The following is a 25,761-nucleotide window of genomic DNA, read 5'->3' as shown; positions in this document are numbered from 1 at the left end:
AACAAGGATTCCTGAGTGATATCGGCGCCACGCATGGAAATCGGGGTTCCCGGCAGATTGGAGCCGATATCGTAAACCTTACGCCGCAAAGCCAGACAGGGCGTAGGCGAATTTCAACAGGCTGCTAGAGCGCCATTGGCCACTCGTAGACGGGGGCGAAACCTCCATCAGGGGTTCGGAAGTTTGTGGTCTGCCCTTGATAGAGACGTGCCGCCACCCATTGCACTTCGCCGTCGTACACGTAGTCGCGCAGGTCGAACTTTAGTGCCTGCGCAGACGCGTCAGCTGAGATCACCCGCTCACCGGGTAGCACCAGTGCCTGCGCCACATACTCGCCGGCAAGAATGTCCTGCCAGACACGTTTGGTGAGTTTGTCCCCTCGGTACGCGGCGCGACTGCCAAACCCTGCGAAGGGCTTGAAGAACCGCGTGCGCCGCTCACTCCATAAGCGCTCTGCATTTTCAGCCGTGACTATTTCAGTGCGCGGAATGCCGGCCAGCAAGATAGCCTGAATGTTCGGGGCTACGCCCAGCGCCTGGAGGCTGTCTGCATTGCTGAGCAGGGCTAGGTTGCGTTTATCGGCATACAGAGCGTGCGCCTGCGGATGGGGGGTAAGCACCGTTGCGTTCGACAAATAGGCTTCGCGCAAGGTGTCACAGGATGACGACGTTAAGTAGAAATCGGTCAGCCTGTTGTAGACCAGGTCAATGGCCAGGTCACCGTGCCACAGACGGTTGTCACGCAGACTCAACTCAGTCGGATCGGCGATGACTGCTTGCAGGCCGTGCCGCTCAAACAGTTGCTGGAACAGCAAAAACTCGGGGTACAGGTACTGCTGTGCAGGCGCCTCATCGACGATGGCAATCGTGCGCAGTGGCTGCTGACGGCCACTGAGCGACCATTCGCGGCGGAACATCGCCACGATATTGGCTTCCAGCGTACTCGCCAGGGTTGGCGCAGGCAGCAGGCTATCCATCGGCGGGCAACAGGCCCGTTGTGCCCTGGCCAGCACGGCGTTGAGCATCGCGCCGCCAGCGTTGGTGTTGATTTCTATCAGCCCGAAACTGTCATCGGCCACATGAAAGTCGTAGCCAAAGAAGGCGCCTCGGGCGCCGCCTGGGTCATGCCGGGCAATGGCCGGCGCCGTGGCCAGAACCTGTTCTCGATAGGCCGGCAGAGCAATGACGGACTCAATGGCCTGAATCAAATCGCCCATGCGTGTCAGGTGATCTGCGGAGACAAACACCGGAAACGCGGAAAACAGATAGGGGCAGCGCTCCCGTATCAGTTCCAGCAACCCAGGCTGGCCAATTTCCGACTCCAGCGCCGAACGCAGGGCCTGCTCACTGAGGCTGATGCAAAAACACCTGTTGTTCAGCGCTTCAATCGCAGAGGCCTCAAGGGTTTCAGGCGAAAGCTCTGGTGGCTTCATGGACATCTTGGGTTGTAGCCGTCACTGCGCCGTCGAGAGCCAGCCCAGGGCGTTCACAGCAGTCGGAATCTTTCCAAGGCTGAACCCCCTTTTCGTGGATCGCCCACGCAGGCGTGGCGAGGATGTCGTAGATCATCATCTGGCCCATGTCAGTGATCCTCTTGAATTCGGCCTGAATGTTCAGGTTCTGCGCCACTTCACGGGCGACAGCTTCCAGTTTCTTGCAGTTGGTGCAGCCCGAGTCGAGGAGTTTGACGTTCAGGATGTAAAGCGCCTTCGAGTGCTATTCAGCGTCCAACCTCTGCAACCTGTTGTAAAGCTTAAAGGACTTGGGGCCTATTCCCATTTGCTGGATCAAGGCCCCAGCCGAGAACCACCCATGCGTTTAGCTCGCCGGCAACTGATGCTTGGGCAGACCGATGGATATCAGCGCGGCCAGCACGACGAAGGCACTGGAGACCCACAGGCAGGCTTGCAGCCCGTATTGCTGGAAGACCCAGCCGGACAACAGTGTCCCGACCAGCCGGCCTAGCGCGTTGGACATGTAGTAGAAGCCGACATCCAGCGACACGCCGTCTTCCTTGGCGTAGCTGACGATCAGGTAGCTGTGTAGCGACGAGTTGATGGCAAAGACTGCTCCGAAGATCAGCAGCCCGCCAACCAGCACAGCCTGCTTGGAATAATCGCCATCCAGGCCCAGCGCAATGGCAACCGGAATGCCGGCCAGCAGCGCCGCCCAGAGAAACGCCGCCCGGCCATCCGGCACATGCCCGCTGCGCTTGCCGGTCAGGGCCGGAGCGAAGGATTGCACGATGCCGTAGCCGATGATCCAGCTGGCCAGAAAGCCGCCGACCATCCAGAAGTCCCAGCCGAAAACCGTGCTCAGGTAAACCGGCAAGGCAACCACAAACCAGACATCGCGGGCGCCAAAGAGGAACAGGCGCGCGGCGGAGAGGATGTTGATCGCCCGGCTTTTGGAAAGGATGTCCTTGAACTTGGGCTTGGCTTTGGCCTTGCCCAGATCCTTCTTCAACAGGAACAGGCTGGCGATCCAGATCACCGCCAGCACGCCGGCCATGGTCAATACCGCGCCGGCAAAACCCAGCACGGCCAGCAGGGCGCCGCCGAGAAAGAAGCCCACCCCTTTGAGCGCGTTCTTCGAGCCGGTGAGGATTGCCACCCACTTGTACAGCGTGCCCTGCTGGGCATCGGGCACCAGGAGCTTGATGGAGCTCTTGGCCGACATCTTGTTGAGGTCTTTGGCGATCCCCGACAGCGCCTGCGCCCCCATGACCCAGGGCACGGTCAGCCAGGCGGCGGGGACGGTGAGCATCAGCAGGGCGACCACCTGCATCGCCAGGCCGATATTCATGGTGCGATTGAGGCCCAGCCGCGCACCGAGGTAGCCGCCGACCAGGTTGGTGACCACGCCAAAGATCTCGTAGAACAGGAACAGCGCGGCAATCTGCAAGGGGCTGTAGCCCAGGCTGTGGAAGTGCAACACCACCAACATGCGCAAGGCGCCATCGGTGAGGGTGAATGCCCAGTAATTGCCGGTCACCAGCAGGTACTGTTTGACCTCCGGGGCCAGGGCTGACAACGCCTTCATGCTTGCATCCCTACTTGGTTAAACGGCCAGGCCGACCAGTTTGGCCAGCTCCACGGTGCGGTTGGCATAGCCCCACTCGTTGTCGTACCAGGCATACAGCTTCACCTGGGTGCCGTTGATGACCATGGTCGACAGCGCATCGATGATTGAGGAGCGCGGGTCAGTGCGGTAATCGATGGAGACCAACGGGCGTTCCTCGTAGCCGAGGATGCCTTTCAGCTGGCTGTCGGCGGCAGCCTTCAGCAGTTGGTTGACTTCCTCCACCGTGGTGGCCCGTTCGACTTCGAACACGCAGTCGGTCAGCGAGGCGTTGGCCAGCGGCACACGCACGGCGTGACCGTTCAGCTTGCCGCGCAGCTCGGGGAAAATCTCGGCAATGGCGGTGGCCGAACCGGTGGTGGTCGGGATCAGGCTCATGCCGCTAGCGCGGGCACGGCGCAGATCCTTGTGCGGGGTGTCGAGGATGCTCTGGGTGTTGGTCAGGTCGTGGATGGTGGTGATCGAACCATGGCGGATGCCGAGGTTCTCGTGGATCACCTTGACCACTGGAGCCAGGCAATTGGTGGTACAGGAGGCAGCAGTGACGATGCGGTGCTCGGCTGGATTGAACAGCTGCTGGTTGACGCCCATCACCACGTTCAGCGCGCCTTTCTCCTTCACAGGCGCGCAGACCACGACCCGCTTCACGCCCTGATCGAGGTAGGCCTGCAATACCGCCACGGTCTTCATCTTGCCGCTGGCCTCGATCACCAGATCGCAGTCTGACCAGTCGGTGTCGGCAATCGCCTTGTTATTGGTGACCTGGATGCGCTTGCCGCCGATCACCACGCAATCGCCATCGCTGCCGGCTTCGTGGTGCCAGCGACCGTGCACCGAGTCGAAGTTGATCAGGTGCGCATGGGTGGCAGCGTCGCCTGCCGGATCATTGATGCGGACAAATTCAAACTCGGGCCAGTCCCAGGAGGCGCGCAGCGCCAGGCGACCGATGCGACCGAAACCGTTGATACCAATTTTGATAGCCATGTTTTTCGACTCAGCTGCTGGAGTTAGTGGGCGGCACCGAACTGGGTGATCCAGTTGATGTGGGCAGGGTGTTGAATGGCCTTGGGACGCAGGGCCTGCACCAGGGCAATGGCATCGGCGCGGGGAATGCCGGCCTCGATCATGATCCGCGCTGCAATCAGCCCGGTACGGCCCGAACCGCCCTTGCAGTGGATGGCGATGTCCTGGCCCGCATTGAGTCGTTCAAGGATGCTCTGTTTGGAGGCTTTCCAGCCCAGGCCGAAATCCTCAAGAGGCACTTGCTCATCCGCGACCGGCAGGTGGAACCAGGCCATGTCTTGCGCCTGGCATTGCTTGCCGATGTCCTCAGCCCCATTGGCTGCCAGTTCGCTTGTCGGCATCAGGCTGACCACGGCAGAGGCACCGGCCTGTTTCAGCGTGGCCAGCGAGTCGGCAAGGCTGCTGTCTTTGGTGCCGGGGCATGGCGTGAAGATCAGCTTGCCTTTGATACCGGGGATGCTGAGTAGGTCGTAGGGGTGATTCATTGACAGTGATTCCTGGCAGTTAAATGGCGCGCTGGTTGACGCGCTTGGATAGCTCTTCAGCAGACTCTTTACGTTCCGAGTAACGGTCGACCAAATAGTCGCCGTGGCCGCGCAGCAGCAGGGTGAACTTGACCAGTTCCTCCATGACGTCCACCACACGGTCGTAATAGCTGGAAGGTTTCATGCGCCCGGCCTCGTCGAATTCGAGGTAGGCCTTGGGCACCGAAGACTGGTTGGGGATGGTGAACATGCGCATCCAGCGCCCCAGCACACGCATCTGGTTAACCGCATTGAAGGATTGCGAGCCACCACAGACCTGCATCACGGCCAGGGTCTTGCCTTGACTGGGACGGATGGCGCCCATGGTCAGCGGTATCCAGTCGATCTGCGACTTGAACACGCCGGTCATGGCGCCATGGCGCTCGGGTGAACACCACACCTGACCTTCAGACCAGAGAACCAGGTCGATGAGTTCCTTGACCTTGGGATGGCTGCTGTCGGCATCGTCCGGCATGGGCAGGCCGGAAGGATCGAATATTCGGGTTTCCGCGCCGAAGGCTTCCAGCAAGCGCGCCGCTTCCTGGGTCAGCAGACGGCTGTAGGAGCGCTCACGATTGGAGCCATAGAGCAGCAGAATGCGCGGCTTGTGCTCGCCTTCGGCGAGGCCCAGGTTTGTCGGGATAGAGCGGGCAAACAGCTCCTCGGCGACGTTGGGCAGGTTGTCGATCATGGGTTCTTACCTCTTGGGCTACAACGAGCCGATCCTGATCAGCTCGGCCTTGAGTGCAGCGCTGTCGAGTTGAGCAAAGGGCAGCGTGATAAATGCGCCCACTCGCGTCTGGATCTGCTGGATGGTGGCTGCAAACGCGGCGTTGATTTCCGCCTCAGATCCGTTGACGTCGGATGGATCGCTCAGCCCCCAGTGACAACGAGTCGCCGGGCCAAAGAAAACGGGACAGGCTTCTCCGGCTGCCTTGTCGCAGACGGTAATGACGATGTCAGGGGCGAGGGCCTGATGGGCATCGGTTGATTTGCTGTACAGCCCTTCAACATCCAACCCGGCATCAAGCAGTGCCTGCAAAGCCAACGGGTTGACCTCTCCCTTGGGGTGGCTGCCCGCGCTAAAGGCGCGCATGCCCTGGGGAGCCATCGCATTGAAGATAGCCTCCGACAGGATGCTGCGGCAGCTGTTGGCGGTGCAGAGAAACAGAACCTTCATGGTCATCCCCGGCTCCTGGTATTCAATCGCAGGCCGGCTTGCGCCCAGGGCGATCACGCATTTGCCAGAGACGTTGCACGTCCTGGCGCAACCACTCGGCATTGCTGTCCAGGGTCTGCTTGAGGATATCGGTCACCCATTCCGGCAGCTGCGGGTGCAGGCGGTAGTACACCCATTGGCCATTGCGCCGATCTTCCAACAGGCCGCAGCCGCGCAGCAGGGCCAGGTGGCGGGAGATCTTGGGTTGCGCCTCTTCCAGTGCCGAGGTCAGTTCACAGACACACAGCTCCTGTTCCAGGGTCACCAGCAAGGCGATACGCGCCCGCGTCTCATCGGCCAGGCATTTGAAGACCTCGGTTGGCGACATGAGGGGGCTGCCGGAGGGCTCTGTAGCCGGCTTGCTTTTGATCAGCACGAACATCTTTATCCGTTCGTGAATCTCATGCAGGGTCTTGCGATAGGCATCTTTCTGCGAGCTGGTCGCCGGGTCTTCGAAGTTCCAGGCGATGTATTCGCCAGCGCCAGGCAGTGCCAGGCACTCCAGGGCGGACTTGTCACACAGGGTGATCACATAGTCGAAAGGCTCGCCAGCGACCTGCTCGATGGACTTGCTATAAAGCCCGTCAGTGGAAACACCAAGATGCTCCAGCGCATCGCGCGCTCGTATGTCGACTTCAGTGGGAGCGGAACCTGCGCTGTAGACCTCAAAGTGCTCCGAGTCGGTGTGGCGCAGCAGGGCTTCGGCCATCTGCGAGCGTGAGGAGTTCGCGACACAGAGGAACAGGACGCGCTTTTTCTGGCTCATGTTGATCCCTATCAAAGATGCACACGAGCAAATATATTATTTTTCGAATATGCAGTAAAGTGAATATGCGGCGCGTTGCGCGCCAACCGAACGAGGATAGGCAGCAAAGATGACAAATGCGTGTGAAGTCGCGATGAAACAGGCCTCTGGGGCTCCGTTGGGAGTGTTTGAGCGCTACCTGACTCTGTGGGTGTTCCTGTGCATCGTGGCGGGCACCGTGCTGGGCCTGGTTGTGCCGCAAGCGGCTCAGGCCGTTGGCGCCCTGGAAGTGGCGAAGGTCAATATCCCGGTTGGCCTGCTGATCTGGGTGATGATCATTCCGATGCTGATGAAGATCGACTTCGGCGCCATCAGCGAGGTGCGTGAACAGAAGAGCGGCATGTTCGTCACCCTGTTCGTCAACTGGGCGATCAAGCCGTTTTCCATGGCGCTGATTGGCTGGTTTTTCATCAAGCAGGTGTTTGCGCCCTGGCTGCCCGCCGAAGAGCTGGATAGCTACATGGCCGGCTTGATCCTGCTCGGTGCGGCGCCCTGCACGGCGATGGTGTTTGTCTGGAGCAACCTGTGTAAGGGCAATGCCAACTTCACCCTGACCCAGGTGGCCCTCAACGACCTGGTCATGGTGTTTGCCTTTGCCCCCATCGTGGCGCTGTTGCTGGGCGTCTCTTCGATCCCGGTGCCCTGGGACACCCTGCTGCTTTCCGTGGTGATGTACATCGTCATTCCGCTGGCCATCGCCCAGTTTCTGCGAGCCCGCTTGATGAAGCGCGGCGATGCCTACTTTCAGCAGGCCCTGGCGAAGATCTCGCCGTTCTCCATTCTGGCTCTGCTGGCGACCCTGGTGCTGCTGTTCTCCTTCCAGGGTGAGTCCATAGTCGAGCAACCCCTGATTATCGGCATCATCGCGATTCCTCTGCTGGTGCAGACCCTGTTCATCGCCGCGCTGGGTTACTGGCTCTGCCATACCCTGAAAGTGCGCCACGACGTGGCAGGCCCGGCCACCATGATCGGAGCTTCGAACTTCTTTGAGCTGGCCGTAGCCGTGGCCATTGTCTTGTACGGCTTCAACTCGGGCGCCGCCCTGGCAACCGTGGTCGGCGTGCTGATCGAGGTGCCTGTGATGCTCTGGCTGGTACGCATGGTCAACAGCACACGCAACTGGTACGAGAGCAGCCTCAACAATCGCTAAGGGGTCAGCATGCGCTTTATCGACAATGCACCACGCTTCCTGTTCTTCACCGGTAAGGGCGGGGTCGGCAAGACCTCCATTGCCTGCGCGACAGCCCTGGAGCTGACCCGTCAGGGCAAGCGAGTGCTGCTGGTCAGTACCGATCCGGCCTCCAATGTGGGGCAGGTATTCGGTCTGGAGATCGGTAACCAGATCACCGCCATACCCGCCGTGGAAAATCTGGCGGCCCTGGAGATCGACCCACAGGGCGCAGCTCAAGCCTATCGGGATCGGATTGTGGGCCCGGCGAGAGGCGTCATGCCGGATGATGTGGTCAAAGGCATGGAAGAGCAGTTGTCGGGCGCCTGCACAACCGAGATTGCCGCCTTCGATGAGTTCACCTCGCTGCTGGTCAACGATGAACTGAAGGCCCGCTTCGACCACATCATTTTCGATACGGCACCGACCGGGCACACGATCCGGCTGCTGCAACTGCCTGGTGCCTGGAGTGGATTCCTGGAGGCGGGGCAAGGTGATGCCTCCTGTCTTGGCCCGCTGGCTGGTTTGGACAAACAGCGTGACCAGTATCGCGAGGCGGTAGAGGCACTTTCTGATCCAGCCAAGACCCGTCTGGTTCTGGTTGCCAGGGCGCAGGCAACCACCCTGCGTGAGGCTGCCCGCACCCGCGAGGAGCTGGCAGCCATCGGCTTGCAGGAGCAGTACCTGGTGATCAACGGCGTGTTGCCGGCGAGTGAGGCGCAGAAGGATGCCCTGGCCGCCGCCGTCTATAAGCGTGAGCAGGCCGCAGTCGCCACCATGCCGCTAGCGCTGCGCACACTGCCGCTCGATCTGCTGCCTTTGAAAGCATTCAACCTGGTGGGATTGGATGCCCTGCGACAACTTTTGGCTGAAGGTTCTGCTGACGGCACGCAGGCACCGGCCAGTGCGCCGATTGAATTGAACGCCCCACGACTCAAGTCCCTGATCGACGAGATCGCCGCCGATGGTCATGGCCTGATCATGGTGATGGGCAAAGGTGGTGTCGGGAAAACGACCCTCGCCGCAGCGGTTGCCGTCGAACTGGCTCGCCGTGGCTTGCCCGTACACCTGACTACCTCTGATCCTGCCGCGCACCTTGCCGAGACACTGGATGGCACGCTTGAGCACCTGACGCTGAGCCGCATTGACCCGCATGCCGAGACACAGCGCTATCGTGATCACGTCATGCAAACCAAAGGCGCGGGTCTGGATGAGCAGGCTCGGGCGCTGCTAGCCGAGGATCTGCGTTCACCCTGCACCGAGGAGATCGCCGTATTCCAGGCATTCTCGCGAATCATCCGTGAAGCCGGGAAAAAGTTCGTGGTGATGGATACGGCCCCGACCGGCCACACCTTGCTGCTACTGGATGCCACCGGGGCTTATCACCGCGACATTGCTCGGCAGATGTCGGGCAGCAACATGCGCTTCTCCACGCCGATGATGCAGCTCCAGGATCCTAAGCAAACCAAGGTGCTGCTGGTGACCCTGGCCGAAACCACTCCAGTGCTGGAGGCTGCTGGCCTGCAAGCTGATCTGCGTCGCGCCGGCATTGAGCCTTGGGCATGGGTGATCAACAACAGCGTGGCAGTCGCAAAGACTGAATCCCCGCTTCTACATAAGCGGGCGGTCAATGAGCTGAGGGAAATTGAGCATGTCGCGACTGAGCACTCGCAACGCCATGCGGTCATTCCGCTCATGGCGGAGGAGCCGGTAGGGGTTGAGCGCTTACTCGCTCTCAGCAAGTAATCTGCACCAATGAAAAGGCCCGCATTCTGCGGGCCTTTCTACTTGAAAGCGCTTACTTCTTGATGACCTCAAGGTAATCCTTGAGGGTTTTCTCGTCAGCCGCTTTGACCGTCATGCCATTCGGGCCGGAACCGATATCGGTGAACTGCTTGGCTGGCTCGCCAGTGGCTTTGAAGTCCTTCAGTTCCTGAGAGTCTTCGCGGAAAACCCAGAGACGACCATCCTCAACCTCGGTAACAAAACCAGGCTTATCGAATTCGCTGGCCATAACGGAGCCGGTGAACAGAGACGAGAGGAGCAGGGCTGAGAGGGTGAGGTTTTTCATGGCACGACCTATTGAGTGGTGGGGCCACTAATTTACTAAGCCAATCATTTCAGAAAAGTTACAACATGCGCGCATTCGAATGTACGCATGTAGCCAATCGTTTCGATAGAACTTAACCAGGTCATCCAGGGCCTGTGAAGTCGATCTAATCGCAATGGCTGCGGCCCTCTCTACCCTTGGCGAGCTTGCAGAGTTCTCGGATGACGTAGGGGTTCTATCCCCCTGACTTGAGGTTGCACAGGAGGCGAAAGTCCTTGCCAGGCCGACTTGATACCAGCTCCACAGCGCCCTCTCCCCAGAAGGCAACCGCAAGCGAGAGACGTTGTTCATCGTCGAGCAGCTGCTGTTCGAGTCGTTTCTTGTATTCATCAGGGGCCCCGAAGGCCGACATCTGTCCGTTCACTCCACCTCCTTTTACTATCACTATTAGTGTCCTGCCTTCACCAACAAGGAAGTCCCCATGCAACAGAAACGCATCGCCCTACTGATCGACTGCGACAACGTCAGTCACAACGCCATTGAGGGTGTGCTGGAAGAGCTCGCCAAATACGGCATGGTCAACGTACGACATGCTCATGGTGACTGGAAGAGCGACGGCCTCTCTGGTTGGGTTGAGCGGCTCCATCCATTCGCTATCCGCCCCATGCAGCAGTTCGCCTACACCAAGGGCAAGAACGCCACCGACGCGGCCATGATCATCGATGCGATGGATCTGCTGTACAGCAAGAACATCGACGCCTTTGCCCTGATGACCAGCGATAGCGACTTCACGCCACTGGCTCTGCGCCTGCAAGAGAGTGGCTTTCCGGTGTATGGCTTTGGCGAGAAGAAGACACCATCTGCCTTCGTGCATGCATGCACCTCGTTTATCTACGTGGAGAACCTGGTTCGCGCTCCCGATGACGATAAGGCGTCCGCTGATGAGCAGCCGAAGAAGAAAACCCGCAACGAGCTGCGCTGCGACACCTCCCTTGTTCGGCTGCTTCGCAATGCCGCAGACCAGACCGCTGGTGATGATGGTTGGTCGCTACTGAGTAGGGTGTCGGACTACATACACAACAACAGCTCGTTCTCGGTTGTGAACTACGGCTACCAAAAACTGGGCGATCTGATCCGCACCTCGGAGCTGTTCGATGTGGAGATGCGCGGCACGGTGATGGTGGTTCGTACCGTTCGCAAGCCAGCGCCATCTCCGGCCCCAGAGCCTACCTTATAGCCCTTGCCTGACCTCGGCACTGGAGTACGCCATGTCTGACCAAATGCACTTCACTCGCCGAACCCTGCTAGCAGCCTCAGAATTTATTGAGCGAGCAGGCACGTACGACCGTAAACGCCACGCACAGAGCCAGCATCAGCGTAGTGAGACTGCTGGGCCCCCGTCGACGCCAGCACCAAACGAACAGCACCGAGCAGACGATCAGTGAAGTTGGATTTCCATGAAAAGCTCCTGGATGGTGGGAGCTTCTGATTCTTCACACAATCCAGGGCGGCTGGTCGTCAATTGCGTACCGTTTCAGGGTCACAACTCAGCCTAGTGCCTGCTCGCTACAGGAAGCGACGCTTGTCACGCCTATAGCACTTGAACGCGACCACCCAGAACGAAATCAGCGCAATGAGTGCGACCTTGTCGTAACGTTTCATCAGCTTCGGAATGACGGCTTGCTCCAGCCCAGCGAGCGGGCCAGAGAAGTGAAGCCGGGACACATAGAACTCGCCCACCAAGCTGATGCCCACAAAGAAAACGACACCCAGAATGAGGGCCACCTGGGTTCGCTTCGAAAGCGCGATCACATACAAAATCTCGGTGAAGTAGTCCTTCACAGCACCCTCCTTGGTGGGCAGTCTCTATTGCTGCTGTAGTGCACGCGCCTGGTATGACAACCCATCCAGTAACCCACAAATCTGGTCATCCGTTAGGGCGAATTTGGGAACAAATTCCATCCCAGGCGGTAGCTGGTGGGGGTAGCACATGAAAGCACCTTTCCCGGCACCGAAGTACCTCAGGATGTAGTCGCTGAGCCGATTCGGCTGCGCGAGCTCGTAGGCAGTCCGGAAGATCGACAGATCGCAGATGCTTTCTCCGATCATCACCCAGGCGTGCCCATCCCAGGTAGCGTCGACGATCTCATTATCATGCGTTGGACGGGGCAGATTGTCGTAGCAGCGGAAAACATGCTTTCCATCGATCAAGAGGTCACCGAGGATGACGACAGCAGGCACCCCACTGGCCCGCAGAGCTGCAACGAAGCCCGCACTGATCATCACGCAGTGGCCCGCCGCACGGGGAATCGAGGCGAGGGTTTGCGTTGCCGTTTCAGCAATCAGCTCCAGGTCATTCTCCTGATAGCTGGCGTAGTCCGCGTAGGCCTCTTGGCCTAGGTCGCGAATGATGATGTCGCGAAGCAGCGTAGCGGTCATTGCTCTTCCTTGGTGAGTTGGCGTGCAGGTTTTGGCGGGACATAGAAGAGGTCTGCTGACACCCCCTCGCAGAGCCATTTCAACTCACCACAATCATGAAATCAACAATTTGCGCATAATATCGTTGATTTATGCGCAGCATTGTAGAATCATGATTTCAACCAATCAAGAGCAATGGGGTGAGCAATGGCATTCCGAGCGGACGAATCAGCAGAACGCAATTACGAGGAGGCCGAGCGCTACCTGGTGCCTCCGTCCATGTACGCGAATGACGTAGAGAGAAGGTACGCCAAGGAGACGCTTTGGGATCTTACCCATGAGCTTGGGCCGGTGGTGGATGCCTACCCTACTTGGCATCCCCTGGTCAGCAACAACCGCAATCGTTTCCCAGTCACAAGGCCGAGCCGTGAATGCGGCTACGAAGGGCTAGACCATACGAAGTTCTTCGCCCACGGGTTCATCACGTGCCCCTACAGTGATGGCCAGGACGTGATCGATTCAGTCCGGGCACTCCCTTATAGCGGTGTCGCTCACATCAGTGCCGAACGGTTGGACGTGAAGTTCTACCACCCAGAAACAACGGCCATTCTGGTGAAATGCGAATGGGAAAAGCACCTACCTGACAACATGATTCCGATCTCGCTGGCCATGCCTTTGCTGCTTGAAAGGGAGCTGATGTTCTGGAGGCATGCAGAGGTGGCCGAGACCTGGGAAACCATGCGCGGCTATTTCCTGGGCAAGCCGAACGGCAGTCGCTCGTCGTTGTTCGTGAATCAGGACACGGGCCAGAAGATGAAGAAGATCTGGGAGGCTGTGATCAATACCGGGATGTTCGGCCCAATCATGGTGGATGGCTGAGGGAACCAGCACCGGAGGTGCGGCGAAAGCCGTAGCCTCCCCCACCACGGTTTGTCATCCTGATGGAGCGATGGCCATGAGTCGTATCACACCCTTCAGCTCCCAGCACCTGGAAGCTATTTGCCGAGTGCTTGGACACACTGACCACGGCTTGAGCGGCACCCAAATTGGGCGGCTACTCCAAGAGATCAGCGTCCCCGATGTAGACCCTGGCAATACCAAGTGGAAGCGTCTGTTCAACGCGCTCGCCGCTGCTCAGAACCAGCACGGGGTCGGCAACCACCTCATCAGATTCATCAACGCCGCTATGAACCCGGTGAGCTATATCCGAGACCACGCGACATTCGCGGCGCGTCGGGGCGAACTGAACGTTGCCTTGGCCTTCGTGGGCTTCTATGTACGGGAGGATGGAAGGGTCGGTCATACTGATCGAGCGGCCACCCTCGACGCTGCACGCGCCCGAGCAGGTCGACTCAAGAAGGCGTTGGAGGATCGCGCGGTACATGACGAAGTTTTGAAGTACTGCCGCTCCGAGCTGCTGGACGACAACTGCTTTCATGCGGTCTTCGAGGCAACGAAGGGGGTCGCACAGAGAATCCGTGACCTTACCGGCCTTGGGTGCGATGGAGGTGAGTTGGTGACCAAGGCCTTCTTGGGAGAACGTCCTTTGCTGGCGTTGGGGCCCTTGAATACCGATTCGGAGAAGAGCGAGCAGAAAGGCTTCGCCAACTTGTTGATCGGTCTGTTCGGCGCAGTCCGCAATCCCCTCGCGCACGCAACCAAGACAAACTGGCCGATGTCTGAACAGGACGCGTTGGACATCTTCTCCATGGTGTCGCTCATGCACCGCAAGCTCGATGGCGTTCGCAAGACGACACCCTGAAGGCAGAGTTTTCTTGAGGCGGGGTCGTGGGCTCAGACGCTGAAATCTGCCTGAGCTTTAAACCTAAGCATCCCACTGGGGACGAGGTCTGCGGGGAGGTCGGACAGGAGAGAAAATGTCAGCCGGCGTTGAAGGTATCGCAACACACGGAAATGCTGTCGGTACAGTGGCCATAGCCCACCCAGGAGCGGTCGCTCCCCGCTCTCGATATTGCTCAGCAGGATCCCCACCAGCTGAGCCAATCCTTCGGCACTGACATGGCTCGGAAGCTCTTGCGCCAGGTCGCCGGCCAGAATTCTCTCTAGGCAACCGAGCACATTCAGCTCCAAGGCAGCAGCACCGTATTCTTCCAGTGCAATCGCCCAGAGCTTTCGTTGTTCGTTACGTGTCATATCTCTTCCGAAAATAGAAAGGGCCGCGTTAGCGGCCCTCTGATCAACTCGAAACGGATTTATTGCAGCCAGGCATCCACGACATCGGCACCGTGTTCAGCTTTCCAGGCTTTCAAAACTTTGTGGTTGCCACCTTTGGTTTCGACCACTTCACCTGTGTTCGGGTTTTTGTAGATCTTCACAGCGCGCTCGCGGCGTACGCCTTTTGCCGGGGCTACAGCTGTCTTACCAGCGCTCGGATCAAGCAGCGCGATTACGTTGCGCAGCGAGTAGTTGTAGTCGGCGAGCAAGGCGCGGAGTTTGTTTTCAAACTCGATCTCTTTCTGAAGCTTTTGGTCGTTTTTGAGGGCTTCGAGGCGGGCTTGCTGCTCGGCGATCTGGGCTTCCAATGCTTTATATTCGGCGATGATCGACATGCTGATTCCTGATGAAAGATTAAGGGAGTCTACCCGGTCAGCGTGTGCCATTAAGTCCGGGGTTTAGATCTGAGGGTTAGGCACTCCCTCTATGCAGGCATATTAATTCAGAGTGAATACCCGCGTGTACTTTCTTGAAACCCAACCCTCTGCACCCCCAGCAACGACAGTGACAAGCAGCCAGTCTGGGTTACTGGCGTCGAGTACTTCGAGCACCTGCCCATCGACCAGATGAATAGGAAGTATTGTGGCTTTGGTGCTGGGCTCTGCTCTAAATCGAACGTTCTCACCCCGAACAAAGCGGAAGTCACCGTCTGGAATGAAAGCGGCTGTGCACATTGCCCTGCGCACTGTCTTGCCCATCTGTCCCGCTGTCATGCCAGGCAATATCTTGGGTTGTAGAAAGCAAAGCTCTTCGCGAACGGCGTTTTGGGCTGCAAGGTAGGTGGCAAGCAGGCCTAGAAACCAGCAGAACCATTTGAAATACGCCTTCGCCGCTGGGCTTAGTTTTGACAGGTCTCCCGTCGAGGCAGCGTCAGCCAGTTCCCCTTGAAGCTGCTGGGGCGTGGAGGCAAGCCCGCCGTCACCGTCATTGCTGGCATCAGGCAGGTCGGCCAGGGGCGGAGCGGATACAGGTGCTTCTTTTAACGTTTCAGCCGCCGCTGCAATTGTCGAAAGAAGTTGGCTAGATGCAGGAGCGTCCCACTCAATATCTGCGAATTGAGTTAGGTGTCCCATCTTGAACAGAGACGAACCCATTGAGGCCAGTTCAGCCATCCTCGGATAGGTGCTGAACGAATTTGCAGTTGCAATTGCCGCTAGCTCAGCAGCCACCAACGAGGCGCTTCTCAAGGGCTCCACCACACTCAACATCTCACGGATCGACTTGGTGTCGGCTAGTACCGAGGTATTGAGAAGGGACTGTACTGAGGTTATCTCTTTTGCAATCTGACCAACCTGAGTGAGCCCCGCTACCTGAGCGCGAAAGTCAGCACCAATTGAGCTGACAGGAAAGAGCTGAGCCTGCATGTCCATGATTGGGCGGATACGCTCCAATGCTGACTGCATGGCCATGGTGGGCTTTAGGGCGTCACGGATAGAAGCGCTGGCTGCTGCAATCGCTGCTGAATACTTGGTGCTCAGAGGCTCTATAGCGGCCATGGCCAACTGAGTGCTGGCCCGCTCTGTCAGTAGCTGGGCAGCGGCAAATTCTGCACCGAGACTGGCGGTAGGCAAGATAGGGTCTAGGGCTCTGACAGCCGAACCAATCAGATTGTGAATATCGCTGCTATCAGAAGCCTTTTTCATCGTTATCTGCCGCTTGTGGTCAATGGCGTGTACGTCTGTAAGGACGTGTCAGCTGCACTGGAGATGCTCAAGCGTACCACCGCAATGACTGCATAACTTCCCCGTGAACTGGCCAGGCAGTGTCTCATCCGGCCCTGTAAACGACGAACGACACAACCACTCGCCGAAAACCTGAACCGCTTGGATGCAAGTCGCGACGGCATCAGCTAAAGCTAAAGATACACACATCCAAAGTGGAGATAACCATGGCCTTGGGTCGACATTTCAGAGCAGAACGTGAGCTTCGGGCAGATGATCGGTGCAAACGGTATGACATCACCGATGAAGAGCTGACTCTAGCAATGGCCAAGAAAATTCCCGGAGACAGGCTGAACGCAATCGTTACAGCTGTTGGCATGGTTCGACAGGTCAGAGCCATGAACGAAGGGGCTACGCCACTCGCAGACGCCGTTGATGAGATATTGGAGATTAGGCGAGCCGTGTCACCTAGAAAAACCCTCACCTGCTAAAGCAAGATGCAGCAGGTGCAGTGATTATGCCAGGGGCTTGAGGGCAAAAAATCGTTCTGGCTTGGGTGAAGTTTCTCGTCCAACCAGTATGTCAGGTGAAATCATTTAGACGGCAGCGAAGATGCTTCATAATCACCAAATTCAACTCTTGCAACCGTGCCTGAACATATCCATTGATGATGTAGCATCCTGACATAGGCGAGGAGCTTGTACTCCAGAGCACTCTACGCTCAGCTATCTTTGATCGCTTTGGCCAACTTCTTCATGAAGGAGTCCAAGTGCTGCTCTATCGGATTAGCCCTAGAGTTATCTGTCTCCGCCACCTTATCGAAAGCAGCGCGAATTTCTTGGCTGAATAAGCTTACAGAGGTCATATTCGCTTGTTTGAAGTAGATCGGCTCGATCTTAGTATCGGTCGGGTATTCAGTAGTGTAATTGACCTTTAGCGTGTCCTTGTCCCGATAGCCGCTGACAGACGGAAGAAACTCCACCTCTTGATCTACCCCGACAATCTCTGTTGGTTTACCTACTGATTGGATATAACCGACATACACTTTCCGGTCGTCCATCGAAATCATAACTTCGCTTTTTGTGGCGAATGCCTCGACAAGCGTCAGCATTAGAGGGCTATGCGAAACCGTCTCCCTGAGTATGTAGGCGTCAACTTGGGAGCTGTCATCGGCTTGGCACTGATGCTTCACAAGTTGGAAGCTAAGTATCGCCCACAGCGACGGCACTAGAAGCGTCACAATGCCAACGAGGATGGCAAATACCCCCAACTGCCCAATTCCAGGGTTGAATAGATGGGCTGCCTCTGCCTTACCACCTAGGTAAGACAGAAAATCAGTCGAAAATGGTGGAATAACACATAGCTGAGAGCATGCCTCTACACAGTATCCACCCCAGGAGTGCGACAGCAGGACACAGACAAGCCCTACAATTAACAGCGCTGCAAGGAAGCAGTAAATACCGTAACGGCCAACCTGAAGATAGAGCAGTTGCCCATCATAACGATGGAGCTTGTAATAGATAAAGCGATCTTTGAGACAAACAAGGTAACCGCTGACCAGAAGAGGAAGAAGCAGCAGGAGTGCCATATTCCAGCGTCAAGCCGTCTTAATCAGTGTCTTGGCTGCTTTTCGTGAAGCGCGCACCCTATCTTCCAGCTCCGATGCATCCATGGACATGCAACCGTCCTTCACCATCAAGGTAGTGACACTCTTGATAGCCCGCATGAAGGCATCATCTTTGGCCTTCTCGGTATGACTTTTCCGTCCAAGACGATTCAAAAACATAGAGTCCACTCAACTCGATACGTGTAAGCGTTCAAAGAATATAGCATGCACGCACATCCGCCACTATGGCTCGCGCCTCCAGCCCTCTGAGTCAGTGCCACACAGGGCTGAAGCTGAGGAGGTTCGAATCTAGGCCAGCCATCACGTCAGATTGAGACCGGCGCTGAGATAGCCGGGTGCGGCTCGTACCCTTCCAGCTCAAAGTCCTCAAACGAGTAATCGTAGATGCTGTCAGGCTTACGCTTGATCTTCAGCTTCGGCAGCGGCTTGGGATCACGAGTGAGCTGGAGCTTCACCTGCTCAAGGTGGTTCAGGTAGATGTGCGCATCACTCATGGTGATGACGATCTCACCCACGCCTAGATCGCACTGCTGAGCAAGCATGTGGGTCAGGGTCGCGAGAGACGCGCAGTTGTAAGGCCAGCCCAAGAACAGGTCTGACGACCGAATCAGCAGGTGAGCCGATAGCTTGTTGTTGGCAACGTAGAACTGATAAAGGAGGTGGCACGGGGGAAGCGCCATCTTGCCATTCTTCACGTTCTCCTGAGGACTGACTTTCTCGTCAGGCAGATACTCAACATTCCAACCGTGGAACAGAATTCGACGGCTGTTGGGATTGTTCTTGAGGGTATCGACGACGTAGTCAATCTGGTTGACCGTCTTGCCGTCCTTCGTCGGCCAGGCCGTCCACTGCTTGCCATAGACGGGGCCCAAATCACCATCCTCAGTCGCCCACTCATCCCAGATGGTAACGCCGTTCTCTTTCAGCCACTTGGTATTGGTATCACCCTTCAAGAACCACAGCAGTTCATTGACGATGCCCTTAAAGTGCACTTTCTTTGTGGTGAGAAGTGGAAAACCATCTTCCAGGTTATGACGAAACTGACGACCAAACACACTCAGAGTACCGGTGCCGGTACGGTCGCCTTTCTGGACGCCATTATTGAGAACGTCCGACAGTAAATCTTGATAAGCTTTCATATAGAGCCCTCAGCGCTCAGATTCAAGAACCGAGATGACTTCCTTGAGCTTCTCGATTTCGAGCTTCAGTTTTTTAATTTCAAGCTGACCTGCCTCGGACTGCTTAAGATAAAAATCCCGATTCTTTTCTAGATTTCCACTTCTAATTTCTAATGCACGAGCAGTTTGCTCTAGCTCGTTCCGTTGATTGAACCAGTATACTACTTCAAGACGACTTTTTTCTAGCTTTTCCGCCAATACAGAAACCGGGTCTTGTCGCTTTTCTTTATTAAGTTTAAGTCTTAGTTCTTCGAGCTTCCGCTGCTCCTTTATTGCCTCTAATCGCTCAGATGGCCAGCGTCTATTACGAATAGTATTTCTATGGATACCCGAAACTCGACTTAGCTCACTAATGGTTGCCTTGAGCTTCTTATCGGACGCAATGGCCTGTAGAGCCATACTTAATGCCTCTGTATTCTGATCGAAGTCTTCTCTGTTTCGACCCTCAAATGCTTGCTGCTTCAATCTTCGACCTCCTGCCCCAGATATTTTAGGACACCAGCAGCTTCTTTCATTATCTCTTCAATTTGATCACGACGATCTGCATACATTGGATCATCAAGAAGCGCTTTATTCTGGTAATAAACCTCACGCCACTTGGGGGCATGAACATCGCCTACAACAGAGTTTGAGCACTTATTGGGATTGCAACGAAGCCCCCCTGCGCAAGGCAGAACATCATCAAAGTCCTCGGTTTTATTGCCATAGCAAAAGCCTAACCCGACGTTAACTATGGCCATACCTTGATCTGCCATGGCGGCGATAATTTGATCTTTTGTGTAGCCAGCGGCCATATAACCTTTAAAGAATTGCTGGTTGCGGGCTTTATGCGCAGACGCATTAACTCCGGCATAGCCGCCGTCAGGGTCATAAAAATCCTTGACGGCTTCAATTTCCGCCTCCCTACGGAGTGGGTTTTTAACGTGACGACCACCTTTCGCGATAATGTCGCCAATGCCACCGTAACCCAATGTAACCTTACTTACACCCTTCCCTGCGTATCCACCCACGATCTCCCCAAAATGTTTGAGCTGATGGGAAATGAAGGGTAGACCAAGGTCAATCCGATACATTTGAAATGCAAGCGTGTGCCGTAGAGTGTATGGACTGAACTCTAAACTCTCATACTGCTGCTGAGTAAGCACAGCAGAAAACAGCTTCTGCAACTGGTGTTTAATCCCGCCTGAGTGCAATGCCATACAAGTACTTTCTGGCGCTATCGTATCCACACTAGAAAACAGATACGGGCTTTGTTTGTAACGCGCAATCACTCGGGCCGCTTCAATAGCATCCCTGATGATGGGAATGGCAATCCACTTGTCATCGAATAATTTTCGATCTGCTTGCTGATGCTTGATTACTCTGGACTCTAGCAGCCAATACTTCCCCTCCTGAATCAAGCAGCTATCCACCATGAGCTCACTCAACTCAGATGGGCGCATACCGGTATACTGCGCAACCAGGTAACAGCAGCTGTAATTCACCAGATTTAAGTATTTTCTAAAATCATTATGTATCAAACCACCTGCCAGCTTCTCGATGGCATCTCTTGAAACAAGCTTATCGCCAATACTTACGCCATCAGGAACAGCACCGAGAAGCTGCATGACTGCCGGATAGTCATATCCCTTTGCGCCTAAACGCAGGACGGTATATAGCTCCATCAGTCTAGGGGTAAGCCCATACTGATCGCCCATTCTGAAGCCTTTAACATTTCGTCTCTTCAGAGAATTAGCGTCTTGAACTGGCAAGCTCAGCGCATCTAGAAAATCTACCACTTGTAAGGATGCGTAATTCGAAATTGACTCGAAAACGTCATTGGGCAGATGATTTGTCTCATCCTCTTGGTCGGCCAGAGTTTCTTCGTCGCCATCTTCATCTTCCTCTATATCCTCCAGCTTCCACGGTAAGGATTCGAGCTTTTTATTGCTCAGAGGATTACCAAATATAGAGTCTCTCAAAAAAGGGGATCGTAAAATATTAAAGAATCGAGACAGTCCATTGCTGTATTTATGTTCAAATGTCTCTGCCGCTTTTTTATAGATATCATCATCGAGCTGAGAGATACTAAAGCAAGTCGATGAAATGAAAGCCGCCTTGTACTCTTCAATGGCACAAGCGTACATACGATCAACAAACCTTAGACCACTCTCAAAATTCGCAATGGCAGTGTTGTACTTGACTGTTTTTTTACTTCGTGGGGTATCACCCGCAACTGCCGCTGGAGCCAGCAAGTAAAAATTAAGTGCAGCCTTGACCTCTAAGATTGCCGTGGCATTGAGATTTGTGTATTTGGTAAAGTCTATTTTTAGCTTTGCGCCCTTCACGTTCCTCGCCGCATGCGGATCGTCCGCATTGAAATCCCATACAGCGTCACCAAATTTCGACAATTTAGATACTGGCATTAACATCAGGGATTGATAGTAACCCCAAGCCTCTAGAGCGTTTTCTGCCGCCCCACTTGTGGTTGCCAGGCCTTCTACTGCCGATTCAAGAACCGGCAGGAAGTCAGTACGCCAGGTGCGGAATTGGGCTAGCTGGTTGATATATTTTTCACTCATTGCCCAACCCCTTCGATAGCAATATTAGTATCAACGTATTCTGACAGGCGCTCAGCTTCTTCAAGCTCTTCTTTCGTAAAATCAGAAATCTCTGGATCCAAAATATTTTCAAGCAGATTTAAATTTTCAAGAACCACATAGCCGTAGGGTGTATCCGCCACCCGATTAGTGTGCAGTATATGCAAGTAATCCCTGCGCATGGCAAACAACACGGGCAAGTCCGATTTAGTAATCATGTTGTTCTCGCAAGCCAAGCACTTATTATAAAGCGAGCAAGGTTTACCAGGAATGTAGTTGCGCAGTTTCTTTATGAAATCTGGCGGATTGAAAATATTCTTGCACCCACCAAGTGGGGTCTTGAAGATAATATTATCGTCATTGCCGCTGTTAATATCAGGAGCTACGGCTACTGGTTTATCTGTAATGGTTTCAGAGTGAATTTCTCTAAGCGCAACATCCAGCTTCTCCCGTGCAACCCGATTTAAGTCCAATCGATCCAAGTACTTGAGGGTTGTTTCAATATACTCGTGACCAAGCATAATTTGAATTTCGCGAACAGAGACGCCTTTTTCGACCAGTTCACTGACGAAGCTAGGCCTGAACCGAGAAGGCGACAGGGATAGCGGCTCACCCTCGTCTGTAAGTAAATTGCTCCTTTTAGAAAAACCCTGAAGGGCAACATTCAAAATTGTACCTTGCTGCGAGAGTGACTTTATCTCGCCAAAAGACCTACGTGAAATAGACTTATAGATGAAAAGATCATTCTTAATCTTCGGATCAGCTTGCCCCCTAAAATCAGAAGTTATAAGAGTGATGTCATCAATAATTTTCTTAATTTCTTTAGCCTGACTAGTAGTCAGCCATGAAATCTCGGCTTTGAAAATATCTAGATCGTATTCTTTTTCACCTGTCGACCTTTCTTTCCAATACCGCAAACAGGGCCTCTGGCTGAGTGGGTGCACAGGAACAAAGTCATCTAACTGAAGCGTCGCAATGGAGTCAGCGTTGAGGCCAGTTACCTGTGCAAGCCTTGCGATGTATGGCGCAAGTACTTTTGAAGAGCGGTCATAAAGAACCCCCCAACTTTCGTAGACTTCATAAATCGATAAGCTGGAGGCGTTAAGGACATTCCTAAAGTACTTGTGGTACTTGTCATTCACGTCAAGATTGGCGAAGTTGATGGGCACACAGCCCAACTTGTTCTCAAAAATCCACCGCGCGGTGTCGAGCGTCGCGATGCCGACTTTGACTTTTCCCTGCTCGTCGTAGGGATCCTGCCCAATCCCGGTGCAGACGTAGGGTTGGGCCAAAGTATGGGTATGGGCAATCGCGGCCTGTATGGCCTCAGAAATTCGGTTGCGCTCACTAGGTGAATATGGGCTGTAAAGATCGGTTTCACGCGCTACATCGAAGCCAAGTGCAGGATAAAAGCTGTGCAGCCCCAGGTCTTTAATCTCCGTCGCACGCTCCAGCATCTTCCGAGCTGCGCTCATATGCGTATTGGCCACTGCCGTGGAGATTTGTGCATTCTGAAGCAGGCTTTGTAGGTATTTTCTGAACCGAGTCAGCGTGTGCTCACCGAGCAACGTCAGCACCGAGTCACCTTCGTTGTGCCCACCATCAACGAGGCACTGGATAAAACACTTACAGGCATCGTAATAATTTGACTGGCCGGACTCACTATGACTCTGCATGCTGGCAGCGGCGAATAAATGCATCACTGGAGTGAACGGAATATCTGCTGACTGTGCCAAATCAGCCACTGATCCGACTGATACTGCGCGCAACGCAAAGAAGTGTTTTTTGTAGCTGACCGTTCCCTCTTTAGGTGTCTGAGCCTTCTCCAGCTCACGCTCCTCAACAGTTTTGTAATCGCTGGCTCCCACACCTAGCCGCACCAGGTCTTCACTGATCTCATCGAGAGTCAGGTTGATCAGTTTGTGCATAGAGCTAGTGAGTAACTCCCGGACTCCAGGAATTTGATCCAGATAGCCTTTCTTTTTGACTTTGTTGCCAAACAGAGGGATGGAGAATTTTTCCTGCTCAGAAAGCCCCTCGTACCAACGGAGAAGCTTACGGCGCTTATCGCACTCAGATGACATGTAGCCCGGCAAGATGATCCTTTCGCGCGTCATGGCTTCGATCACGTCGGGCATGTCGTTGTAGTTGTTCAGCACCGACTTACTTACGCCAAGTTGCTCGGAGAGGTATGGCACTGACACAGCAAGGGGGCCGCTGGCGTTAAGCTGAACGTTCAGTAGTTTTTCACGGCTGCTCAGGACATCTTTGCGCCATTCATCCACTCGACGCTTAATCTCTTCGGTTCTCATTCTGGCCGAAGGAGCTGCTACCTCCGCACGACGTCTTAAAACGTCCTTACCGATCTCTGCGCGCGTCAGGTTGAACAGGGGGGAAGGATTGATGTCCGCAAGCTCTGGAATTTGGTCGAGATAGCCAAGATGCTTAACCTGATCTCCATGGGTCTCAACGATGAGCTTTTGCTGATCATCAAGACCTTCATACCAGCGCAGAAGCCTACGGCGCTTATCGCAATCCAGGACGTTATATCCCTCCACGATGATGCCTTCATCAGTCATGGCCTGAAGTATCTCGGGCATCTCATTGAGGCCGTAAACTGCGTGTACACCCACTCCTATGAGGTTACTCAGGTAGGTAGCTGAAACTGCCAGATGCTTTTTCTGAGCCAGTTCGACTTCGAGCAATTTCTCGCGGCTGCCGAGGACGGATTCAGTCCATTGGGAGAGCTTTTTCTGCACCTGGGATGAGATCGAGTTGTCTTCAGGTGGGTAATACTTCTGAAGCCTTAAAACTTCTTCGGCAAGCTCAGTTCGCGTGATGCCCAGCAGCTTATAATTCCGATGGTGGAGCCCGACACCATCAATCTGATCTAGCGTGCCCTCATGGGCTACTTGTCCATTTAATAGGCGAATCCTCGCCTTTTCGCGGTCATCCAGACGCTCGAACCAGCGCAATACGATTCTTCTCAGGTTGCACTCTGTGGAGCCATATCCCGGCACAATGATTTTTTCGCTAACCATAGCGTCGATGACGCTCTGTAATGCCGAGTGCTCAAGGCCCTTACCGAGGTGAATACCGATCTGCTCAGACAGGTAGGAGATCGAGATATTTGGAGCCTGACCACGTCCTAGTTCAACGTCCAGCAATGCGCTACGGCTGTTAACGACTTCTTCTGACCACTGCTGGAGTCGGCTTTCAGTGATTGGATCTAGCGGTTTAGGAATCAGATCCAGCGTGCGCTGGTGATCTTCACGACGACGTATCACGTCGCTTGCAATTTCCCCGCTCGTTTCGTTGTAGAGAGGTAAGAGCCTGTGGCCGGGCACCAACTCAGGAACCTCATCCAGGTATCCTTGCATCCTAACTTTGCCATTCCAAACCTCAACCCCAAGCTTCTGCTCATCGCTGAGGTTTTCGTACCAGCGCAGTAACTTCCTGCGCGCCTCACACTCCAGAGAGCTGTACCCAGCAAGGATGATGTTCTCCCGCTGCATGCCCTGTATGACTCTCGTCAACCACTCATTAGTTTGAATGCGCTCAATGCCTGCACCCACCTCTTTCGCAAGGTAAGACGGAGCAATGGCGAGCGGCTCTTTAATTCCCAACTCCACGTCTAATAGCGCCTGCCTGGAAGCAAGGGCTTTGTTCGCCCACGCCTCGACACGCTTGGCAATCTCGTTCTGTTGAATCGCATCAACGAGCTCACGGCGCCGCATGACATCCTGGGCAATCTCTGCGCGCTTGATCTTGTATAAGGGATAGCGAAGCGGGCTCTTTTTGAATGCCTCCATCTGATTGAGGTAGCCGATATGCGCAACCAGGTCTCCGCGAAGCTCGACCTGTAGCTTTTCCTCATCCGTCAGGTGCTCATACCAGCGCAGCACCAGTCGGCTCTGTTCGCTGTCGAGAATGTTGTAGCCCTGGACGATGATCCCTTCCCGGTGCATCTCCTGTTCGAGGTCTGCCAGGAGATGCCTGTGGTCACGCAGAGCGATACGCAATGGCTCTTCTGGAATACCAGTGGCCTCTGAAATGAATCGGCGAGAAATCGTGGTTTTATCGGTGTACTGAAGCGGGATATCCAAAAGGGCTTTACGGTTGCCACTGACTGTTGCTGTCCATACAGCCAATCGCTGCTCGATTTCAGTCAAAGCCGGGAGGCTCATGAATACT

General features: G+C 55.1%; 24 protein-coding genes and 1 pseudogene. 5 read left to right on the top strand and 20 right to left on the bottom strand.

The features are described 5' to 3' along the window. Positions 1-124: 124 nt before the first annotated feature. The 9 genes and pseudogenes from ACN8M7_RS19810 to ACN8M7_RS19770 all read right to left on the bottom strand — a co-directional run bounded on the left by ACN8M7_RS19810 (position 125) and on the right by ACN8M7_RS19770 (position 6,612). A complete protein-coding gene (locus ACN8M7_RS19810; RefSeq protein ID WP_075750434.1) occupies positions 125-1,432 on the bottom strand; it encodes a hypothetical protein in 1,308 nt (435 codons plus the stop codon). After that, complete coding sequence (locus ACN8M7_RS19805; protein ID WP_490261870.1) at positions 1,407-1,580, bottom strand: hypothetical protein; 174 nt, start codon at positions 1,578-1,580, stop codon at positions 1,407-1,409. Before ACN8M7_RS19805 ends, ACN8M7_RS19810 begins: the two co-directional genes overlap by 26 nt. Continuing rightward, positions 1,581-1,649 (bottom strand): annotated as a pseudogene (locus ACN8M7_RS19800) (thioredoxin family protein); the annotation flags it as partial. Positions 1,650-1,817: 168 nt separating this feature from the next. Next, positions 1,818-3,041: an organoarsenical effux MFS transporter ArsJ gene (gene arsJ / locus ACN8M7_RS19795; RefSeq protein WP_075750436.1), complete on the bottom strand. Its 1,224-nt coding sequence runs from the start codon at positions 3,039-3,041 to the stop codon at positions 1,818-1,820. Between the two features lie 18 nt (positions 3,042-3,059). After that, positions 3,060-4,064, bottom strand: coding sequence for an ArsJ-associated glyceraldehyde-3-phosphate dehydrogenase (locus ACN8M7_RS19790; RefSeq protein ID WP_003460640.1), 1,005 nt, complete (start codon positions 4,062-4,064; stop codon positions 3,060-3,062). Between the two features lie 23 nt (positions 4,065-4,087). Continuing rightward, entirely contained in the window at positions 4,088-4,588 is a 501-nt protein-coding gene (locus ACN8M7_RS19785) for a cyclin-dependent kinase inhibitor 3 family protein (RefSeq protein WP_075750438.1), read from the bottom strand. Positions 4,589-4,607: 19 nt separating this feature from the next. After that, complete coding sequence (gene arsH, locus ACN8M7_RS19780; protein WP_075750440.1) at positions 4,608-5,318, bottom strand: arsenical resistance protein ArsH; 711 nt, start codon at positions 5,316-5,318, stop codon at positions 4,608-4,610. Between the two features lie 18 nt (positions 5,319-5,336). Continuing rightward, positions 5,337-5,807: an arsenate reductase ArsC gene (locus tag ACN8M7_RS19775; RefSeq protein ID WP_075751209.1), complete on the bottom strand. Its 471-nt coding sequence runs from the start codon at positions 5,805-5,807 to the stop codon at positions 5,337-5,339. 22 nt (positions 5,808-5,829) lie between these two features. Beyond that, positions 5,830-6,612, bottom strand: coding sequence for a metalloregulator ArsR/SmtB family transcription factor (locus ACN8M7_RS19770; protein ID WP_075750442.1), 783 nt, complete (start codon positions 6,610-6,612; stop codon positions 5,830-5,832). Between the two features lie 109 nt (positions 6,613-6,721). On the opposite strand from ACN8M7_RS19770, the gene arsB reads away from it, so the two are divergent. Together arsB and arsA are read left to right on the top strand one after the other, a co-directional pair. Next, the gene (gene arsB / locus ACN8M7_RS19765) at positions 6,722-7,801 is read left to right on the top strand and encodes an ACR3 family arsenite efflux transporter (RefSeq protein ID WP_075750444.1); all 1,080 of its coding nucleotides are present in this window, start codon (positions 6,722-6,724) and stop codon (positions 7,799-7,801) included. A gap of 9 nt (positions 7,802-7,810) precedes the next feature. After that, the gene (gene arsA, locus ACN8M7_RS19760; protein WP_075750446.1) at positions 7,811-9,565 is read left to right on the top strand and encodes an arsenical pump-driving ATPase; all 1,755 of its coding nucleotides are present in this window, start codon (positions 7,811-7,813) and stop codon (positions 9,563-9,565) included. Positions 9,566-9,617: 52 nt separating this feature from the next. On the opposite strand, the gene ACN8M7_RS19755 is transcribed toward arsA, so the two are convergent. Continuing rightward, positions 9,618-9,890 carry a hypothetical protein gene (locus ACN8M7_RS19755; protein WP_075750448.1) on the bottom strand — a complete coding sequence of 91 codons (273 nt, stop codon included), beginning with the start codon at positions 9,888-9,890 and terminating at the stop codon, positions 9,618-9,620. Positions 9,891-10,350: 460 nt separating this feature from the next. Here ACN8M7_RS19755 and ACN8M7_RS19750 point away from each other — a divergent pair, with 460 nt between their 5' ends. Continuing rightward, positions 10,351-11,106, top strand: coding sequence for an NYN domain-containing protein (locus tag ACN8M7_RS19750; RefSeq protein ID WP_075750452.1), 756 nt, complete (start codon positions 10,351-10,353; stop codon positions 11,104-11,106). Positions 11,107-11,435: 329 nt separating this feature from the next. On the opposite strand, the gene ACN8M7_RS19745 is transcribed toward ACN8M7_RS19750, so the two are convergent. Continuing rightward, positions 11,436-11,711 carry a hypothetical protein gene (locus tag ACN8M7_RS19745; protein WP_075750454.1) on the bottom strand — a complete coding sequence of 92 codons (276 nt, stop codon included), beginning with the start codon at positions 11,709-11,711 and terminating at the stop codon, positions 11,436-11,438. 24 nt (positions 11,712-11,735) lie between these two features. Further along, entirely contained in the window at positions 11,736-12,308 is a 573-nt protein-coding gene (locus ACN8M7_RS19740; RefSeq protein ID WP_075750456.1) for a transglutaminase domain-containing protein, read from the bottom strand. Positions 12,309-12,494: 186 nt separating this feature from the next. Here ACN8M7_RS19740 and ACN8M7_RS19735 point away from each other — a divergent pair, with 186 nt between their 5' ends. Together ACN8M7_RS19735 and ACN8M7_RS19730 are read left to right on the top strand one after the other, a co-directional pair. Further along, positions 12,495-13,166 (top strand): hypothetical protein, encoded by a 672-nt coding sequence (locus ACN8M7_RS19735; protein ID WP_075750458.1) that lies wholly within the window; start codon positions 12,495-12,497, stop codon positions 13,164-13,166. Positions 13,167-13,242: 76 nt separating this feature from the next. Beyond that, positions 13,243-14,049, top strand: a complete 807-nt coding sequence (locus ACN8M7_RS19730; RefSeq protein ID WP_490261869.1) for a TIGR02391 family protein — start codon at positions 13,243-13,245, stop codon at positions 14,047-14,049. A 32-nt stretch (positions 14,050-14,081) separates the two neighbouring features. Here the strand turns inward: ACN8M7_RS19730 and ACN8M7_RS19725 are convergent, their stop codons facing one another. From ACN8M7_RS19725 to ACN8M7_RS19690, 8 genes are all read right to left on the bottom strand, one after another. Further along, a complete protein-coding gene (locus ACN8M7_RS19725) occupies positions 14,082-14,441 on the bottom strand; it encodes a hypothetical protein (RefSeq protein WP_075750462.1) in 360 nt (119 codons plus the stop codon). 59 nt (positions 14,442-14,500) lie between these two features. Next, a complete protein-coding gene (locus ACN8M7_RS19720; protein WP_075750464.1) occupies positions 14,501-14,857 on the bottom strand; it encodes a histone-like nucleoid-structuring protein, MvaT/MvaU family in 357 nt (118 codons plus the stop codon). A gap of 102 nt (positions 14,858-14,959) precedes the next feature. Further along, positions 14,960-16,165, bottom strand: coding sequence for an SH3 domain-containing protein (locus ACN8M7_RS19715; protein ID WP_075750466.1), 1,206 nt, complete (start codon positions 16,163-16,165; stop codon positions 14,960-14,962). A 739-nt stretch (positions 16,166-16,904) separates the two neighbouring features. Continuing rightward, complete coding sequence (locus ACN8M7_RS19710; RefSeq protein WP_156886322.1) at positions 16,905-17,771, bottom strand: hypothetical protein; 867 nt, start codon at positions 17,769-17,771, stop codon at positions 16,905-16,907. Positions 17,772-18,115: 344 nt separating this feature from the next. Next, positions 18,116-18,949, bottom strand: a complete 834-nt coding sequence (locus ACN8M7_RS19705; protein ID WP_075750472.1) for a thymidylate synthase — start codon at positions 18,947-18,949, stop codon at positions 18,116-18,118. Between the two features lie 9 nt (positions 18,950-18,958). Then, positions 18,959-19,453, bottom strand: a complete 495-nt coding sequence (locus ACN8M7_RS19700) for a hypothetical protein (RefSeq protein ID WP_075750474.1) — start codon at positions 19,451-19,453, stop codon at positions 18,959-18,961. Beyond that, positions 19,450-21,549 (bottom strand): tyrosine-type recombinase/integrase, encoded by a 2,100-nt coding sequence (locus tag ACN8M7_RS19695; protein ID WP_075750476.1) that lies wholly within the window; start codon positions 21,547-21,549, stop codon positions 19,450-19,452. Before ACN8M7_RS19695 ends, ACN8M7_RS19700 begins: the two co-directional genes overlap by 4 nt. Continuing rightward, complete coding sequence (locus ACN8M7_RS19690) at positions 21,546-25,754, bottom strand: site-specific integrase (protein WP_490261868.1); 4,209 nt, start codon at positions 25,752-25,754, stop codon at positions 21,546-21,548. The genes ACN8M7_RS19695 and ACN8M7_RS19690 overlap by 4 nt, the downstream gene beginning before the upstream one ends. Positions 25,755-25,761 lie beyond the last annotated feature (7 nt).

Source organism: Pseudomonas spartinae, assembly GCF_965197125.1.
In the GTDB taxonomy this organism is placed as follows: domain Bacteria; phylum Pseudomonadota; class Gammaproteobacteria; order Pseudomonadales; family Pseudomonadaceae; genus Aquipseudomonas; species Aquipseudomonas composti_A.
The sequence above is the reverse complement of the archived record's forward strand: the minus strand, read 5'-3'. Positions and strand labels throughout refer to the sequence as shown.

Bases quoted from the DNA above. Each gene is read 5' to 3' on its own strand.
- ACN8M7_RS19710 (WP_156886322.1), bottom strand. From the start codon at position 17,771: ATGGCACTCCTGCTGCTTCTTCCTCTTCTGGTCAGCGGTTACCTTGTT.
- ACN8M7_RS19730 (WP_490261869.1), top strand. From the start codon at position 13,243: ATGAGTCGTATCACACCCTTCAGCTCCCAGCACCTGGAAGCTATTTGC.
- ACN8M7_RS19755 (WP_075750448.1), bottom strand. From the start codon at position 9,890: ATGAAAAACCTCACCCTCTCAGCCCTGCTCCTCTCGTCTCTGTTCACC.
- ACN8M7_RS19735 (WP_075750458.1), top strand. From the start codon at position 12,495: ATGGCATTCCGAGCGGACGAATCAGCAGAACGCAATTACGAGGAGGCC.
- ACN8M7_RS19705 (WP_075750472.1), bottom strand. From the start codon at position 18,949: ATGAAAGCTTATCAAGATTTACTGTCGGACGTTCTCAATAATGGCGTC.
- ACN8M7_RS19750 (WP_075750452.1), top strand. From the start codon at position 10,351: ATGCAACAGAAACGCATCGCCCTACTGATCGACTGCGACAACGTCAGT.
- ACN8M7_RS19695 (WP_075750476.1), bottom strand. From the start codon at position 21,549: ATGAGTGAAAAATATATCAACCAGCTAGCCCAATTCCGCACCTGGCGT.
- ACN8M7_RS19720 (WP_075750464.1), bottom strand. From the start codon at position 14,857: ATGTCGATCATCGCCGAATATAAAGCATTGGAAGCCCAGATCGCCGAG.
- arsJ (WP_075750436.1), bottom strand. From the start codon at position 3,041: ATGAAGGCGTTGTCAGCCCTGGCCCCGGAGGTCAAACAGTACCTGCTG.
- ACN8M7_RS19770 (WP_075750442.1), bottom strand. From the start codon at position 6,612: ATGAGCCAGAAAAAGCGCGTCCTGTTCCTCTGTGTCGCGAACTCCTCA.
- ACN8M7_RS19790 (WP_003460640.1), bottom strand. From the start codon at position 4,064: ATGGCTATCAAAATTGGTATCAACGGTTTCGGTCGCATCGGTCGCCTG.
- ACN8M7_RS19810 (WP_075750434.1), bottom strand. From the start codon at position 1,432: ATGAAGCCACCAGAGCTTTCGCCTGAAACCCTTGAGGCCTCTGCGATT.
- ACN8M7_RS19805 (WP_490261870.1), bottom strand. From the start codon at position 1,580: ATGGGCCAGATGATGATCTACGACATCCTCGCCACGCCTGCGTGGGCG.
- arsB (WP_075750444.1), top strand. From the start codon at position 6,722: ATGACAAATGCGTGTGAAGTCGCGATGAAACAGGCCTCTGGGGCTCCG.
- ACN8M7_RS19740 (WP_075750456.1), bottom strand. From the start codon at position 12,308: ATGACCGCTACGCTGCTTCGCGACATCATCATTCGCGACCTAGGCCAA.
- ACN8M7_RS19690 (WP_490261868.1), bottom strand. From the start codon at position 25,754: ATGAGCCTCCCGGCTTTGACTGAAATCGAGCAGCGATTGGCTGTATGG.
- ACN8M7_RS19715 (WP_075750466.1), bottom strand. From the start codon at position 16,165: ATGAAAAAGGCTTCTGATAGCAGCGATATTCACAATCTGATTGGTTCG.
- ACN8M7_RS19775 (WP_075751209.1), bottom strand. From the start codon at position 5,807: ATGAAGGTTCTGTTTCTCTGCACCGCCAACAGCTGCCGCAGCATCCTG.
- arsA (WP_075750446.1), top strand. From the start codon at position 7,811: ATGCGCTTTATCGACAATGCACCACGCTTCCTGTTCTTCACCGGTAAG.
- ACN8M7_RS19725 (WP_075750462.1), bottom strand. From the start codon at position 14,441: ATGACACGTAACGAACAACGAAAGCTCTGGGCGATTGCACTGGAAGAA.
- ACN8M7_RS19785 (WP_075750438.1), bottom strand. From the start codon at position 4,588: ATGAATCACCCCTACGACCTACTCAGCATCCCCGGTATCAAAGGCAAG.
- arsH (WP_075750440.1), bottom strand. From the start codon at position 5,318: ATGATCGACAACCTGCCCAACGTCGCCGAGGAGCTGTTTGCCCGCTCT.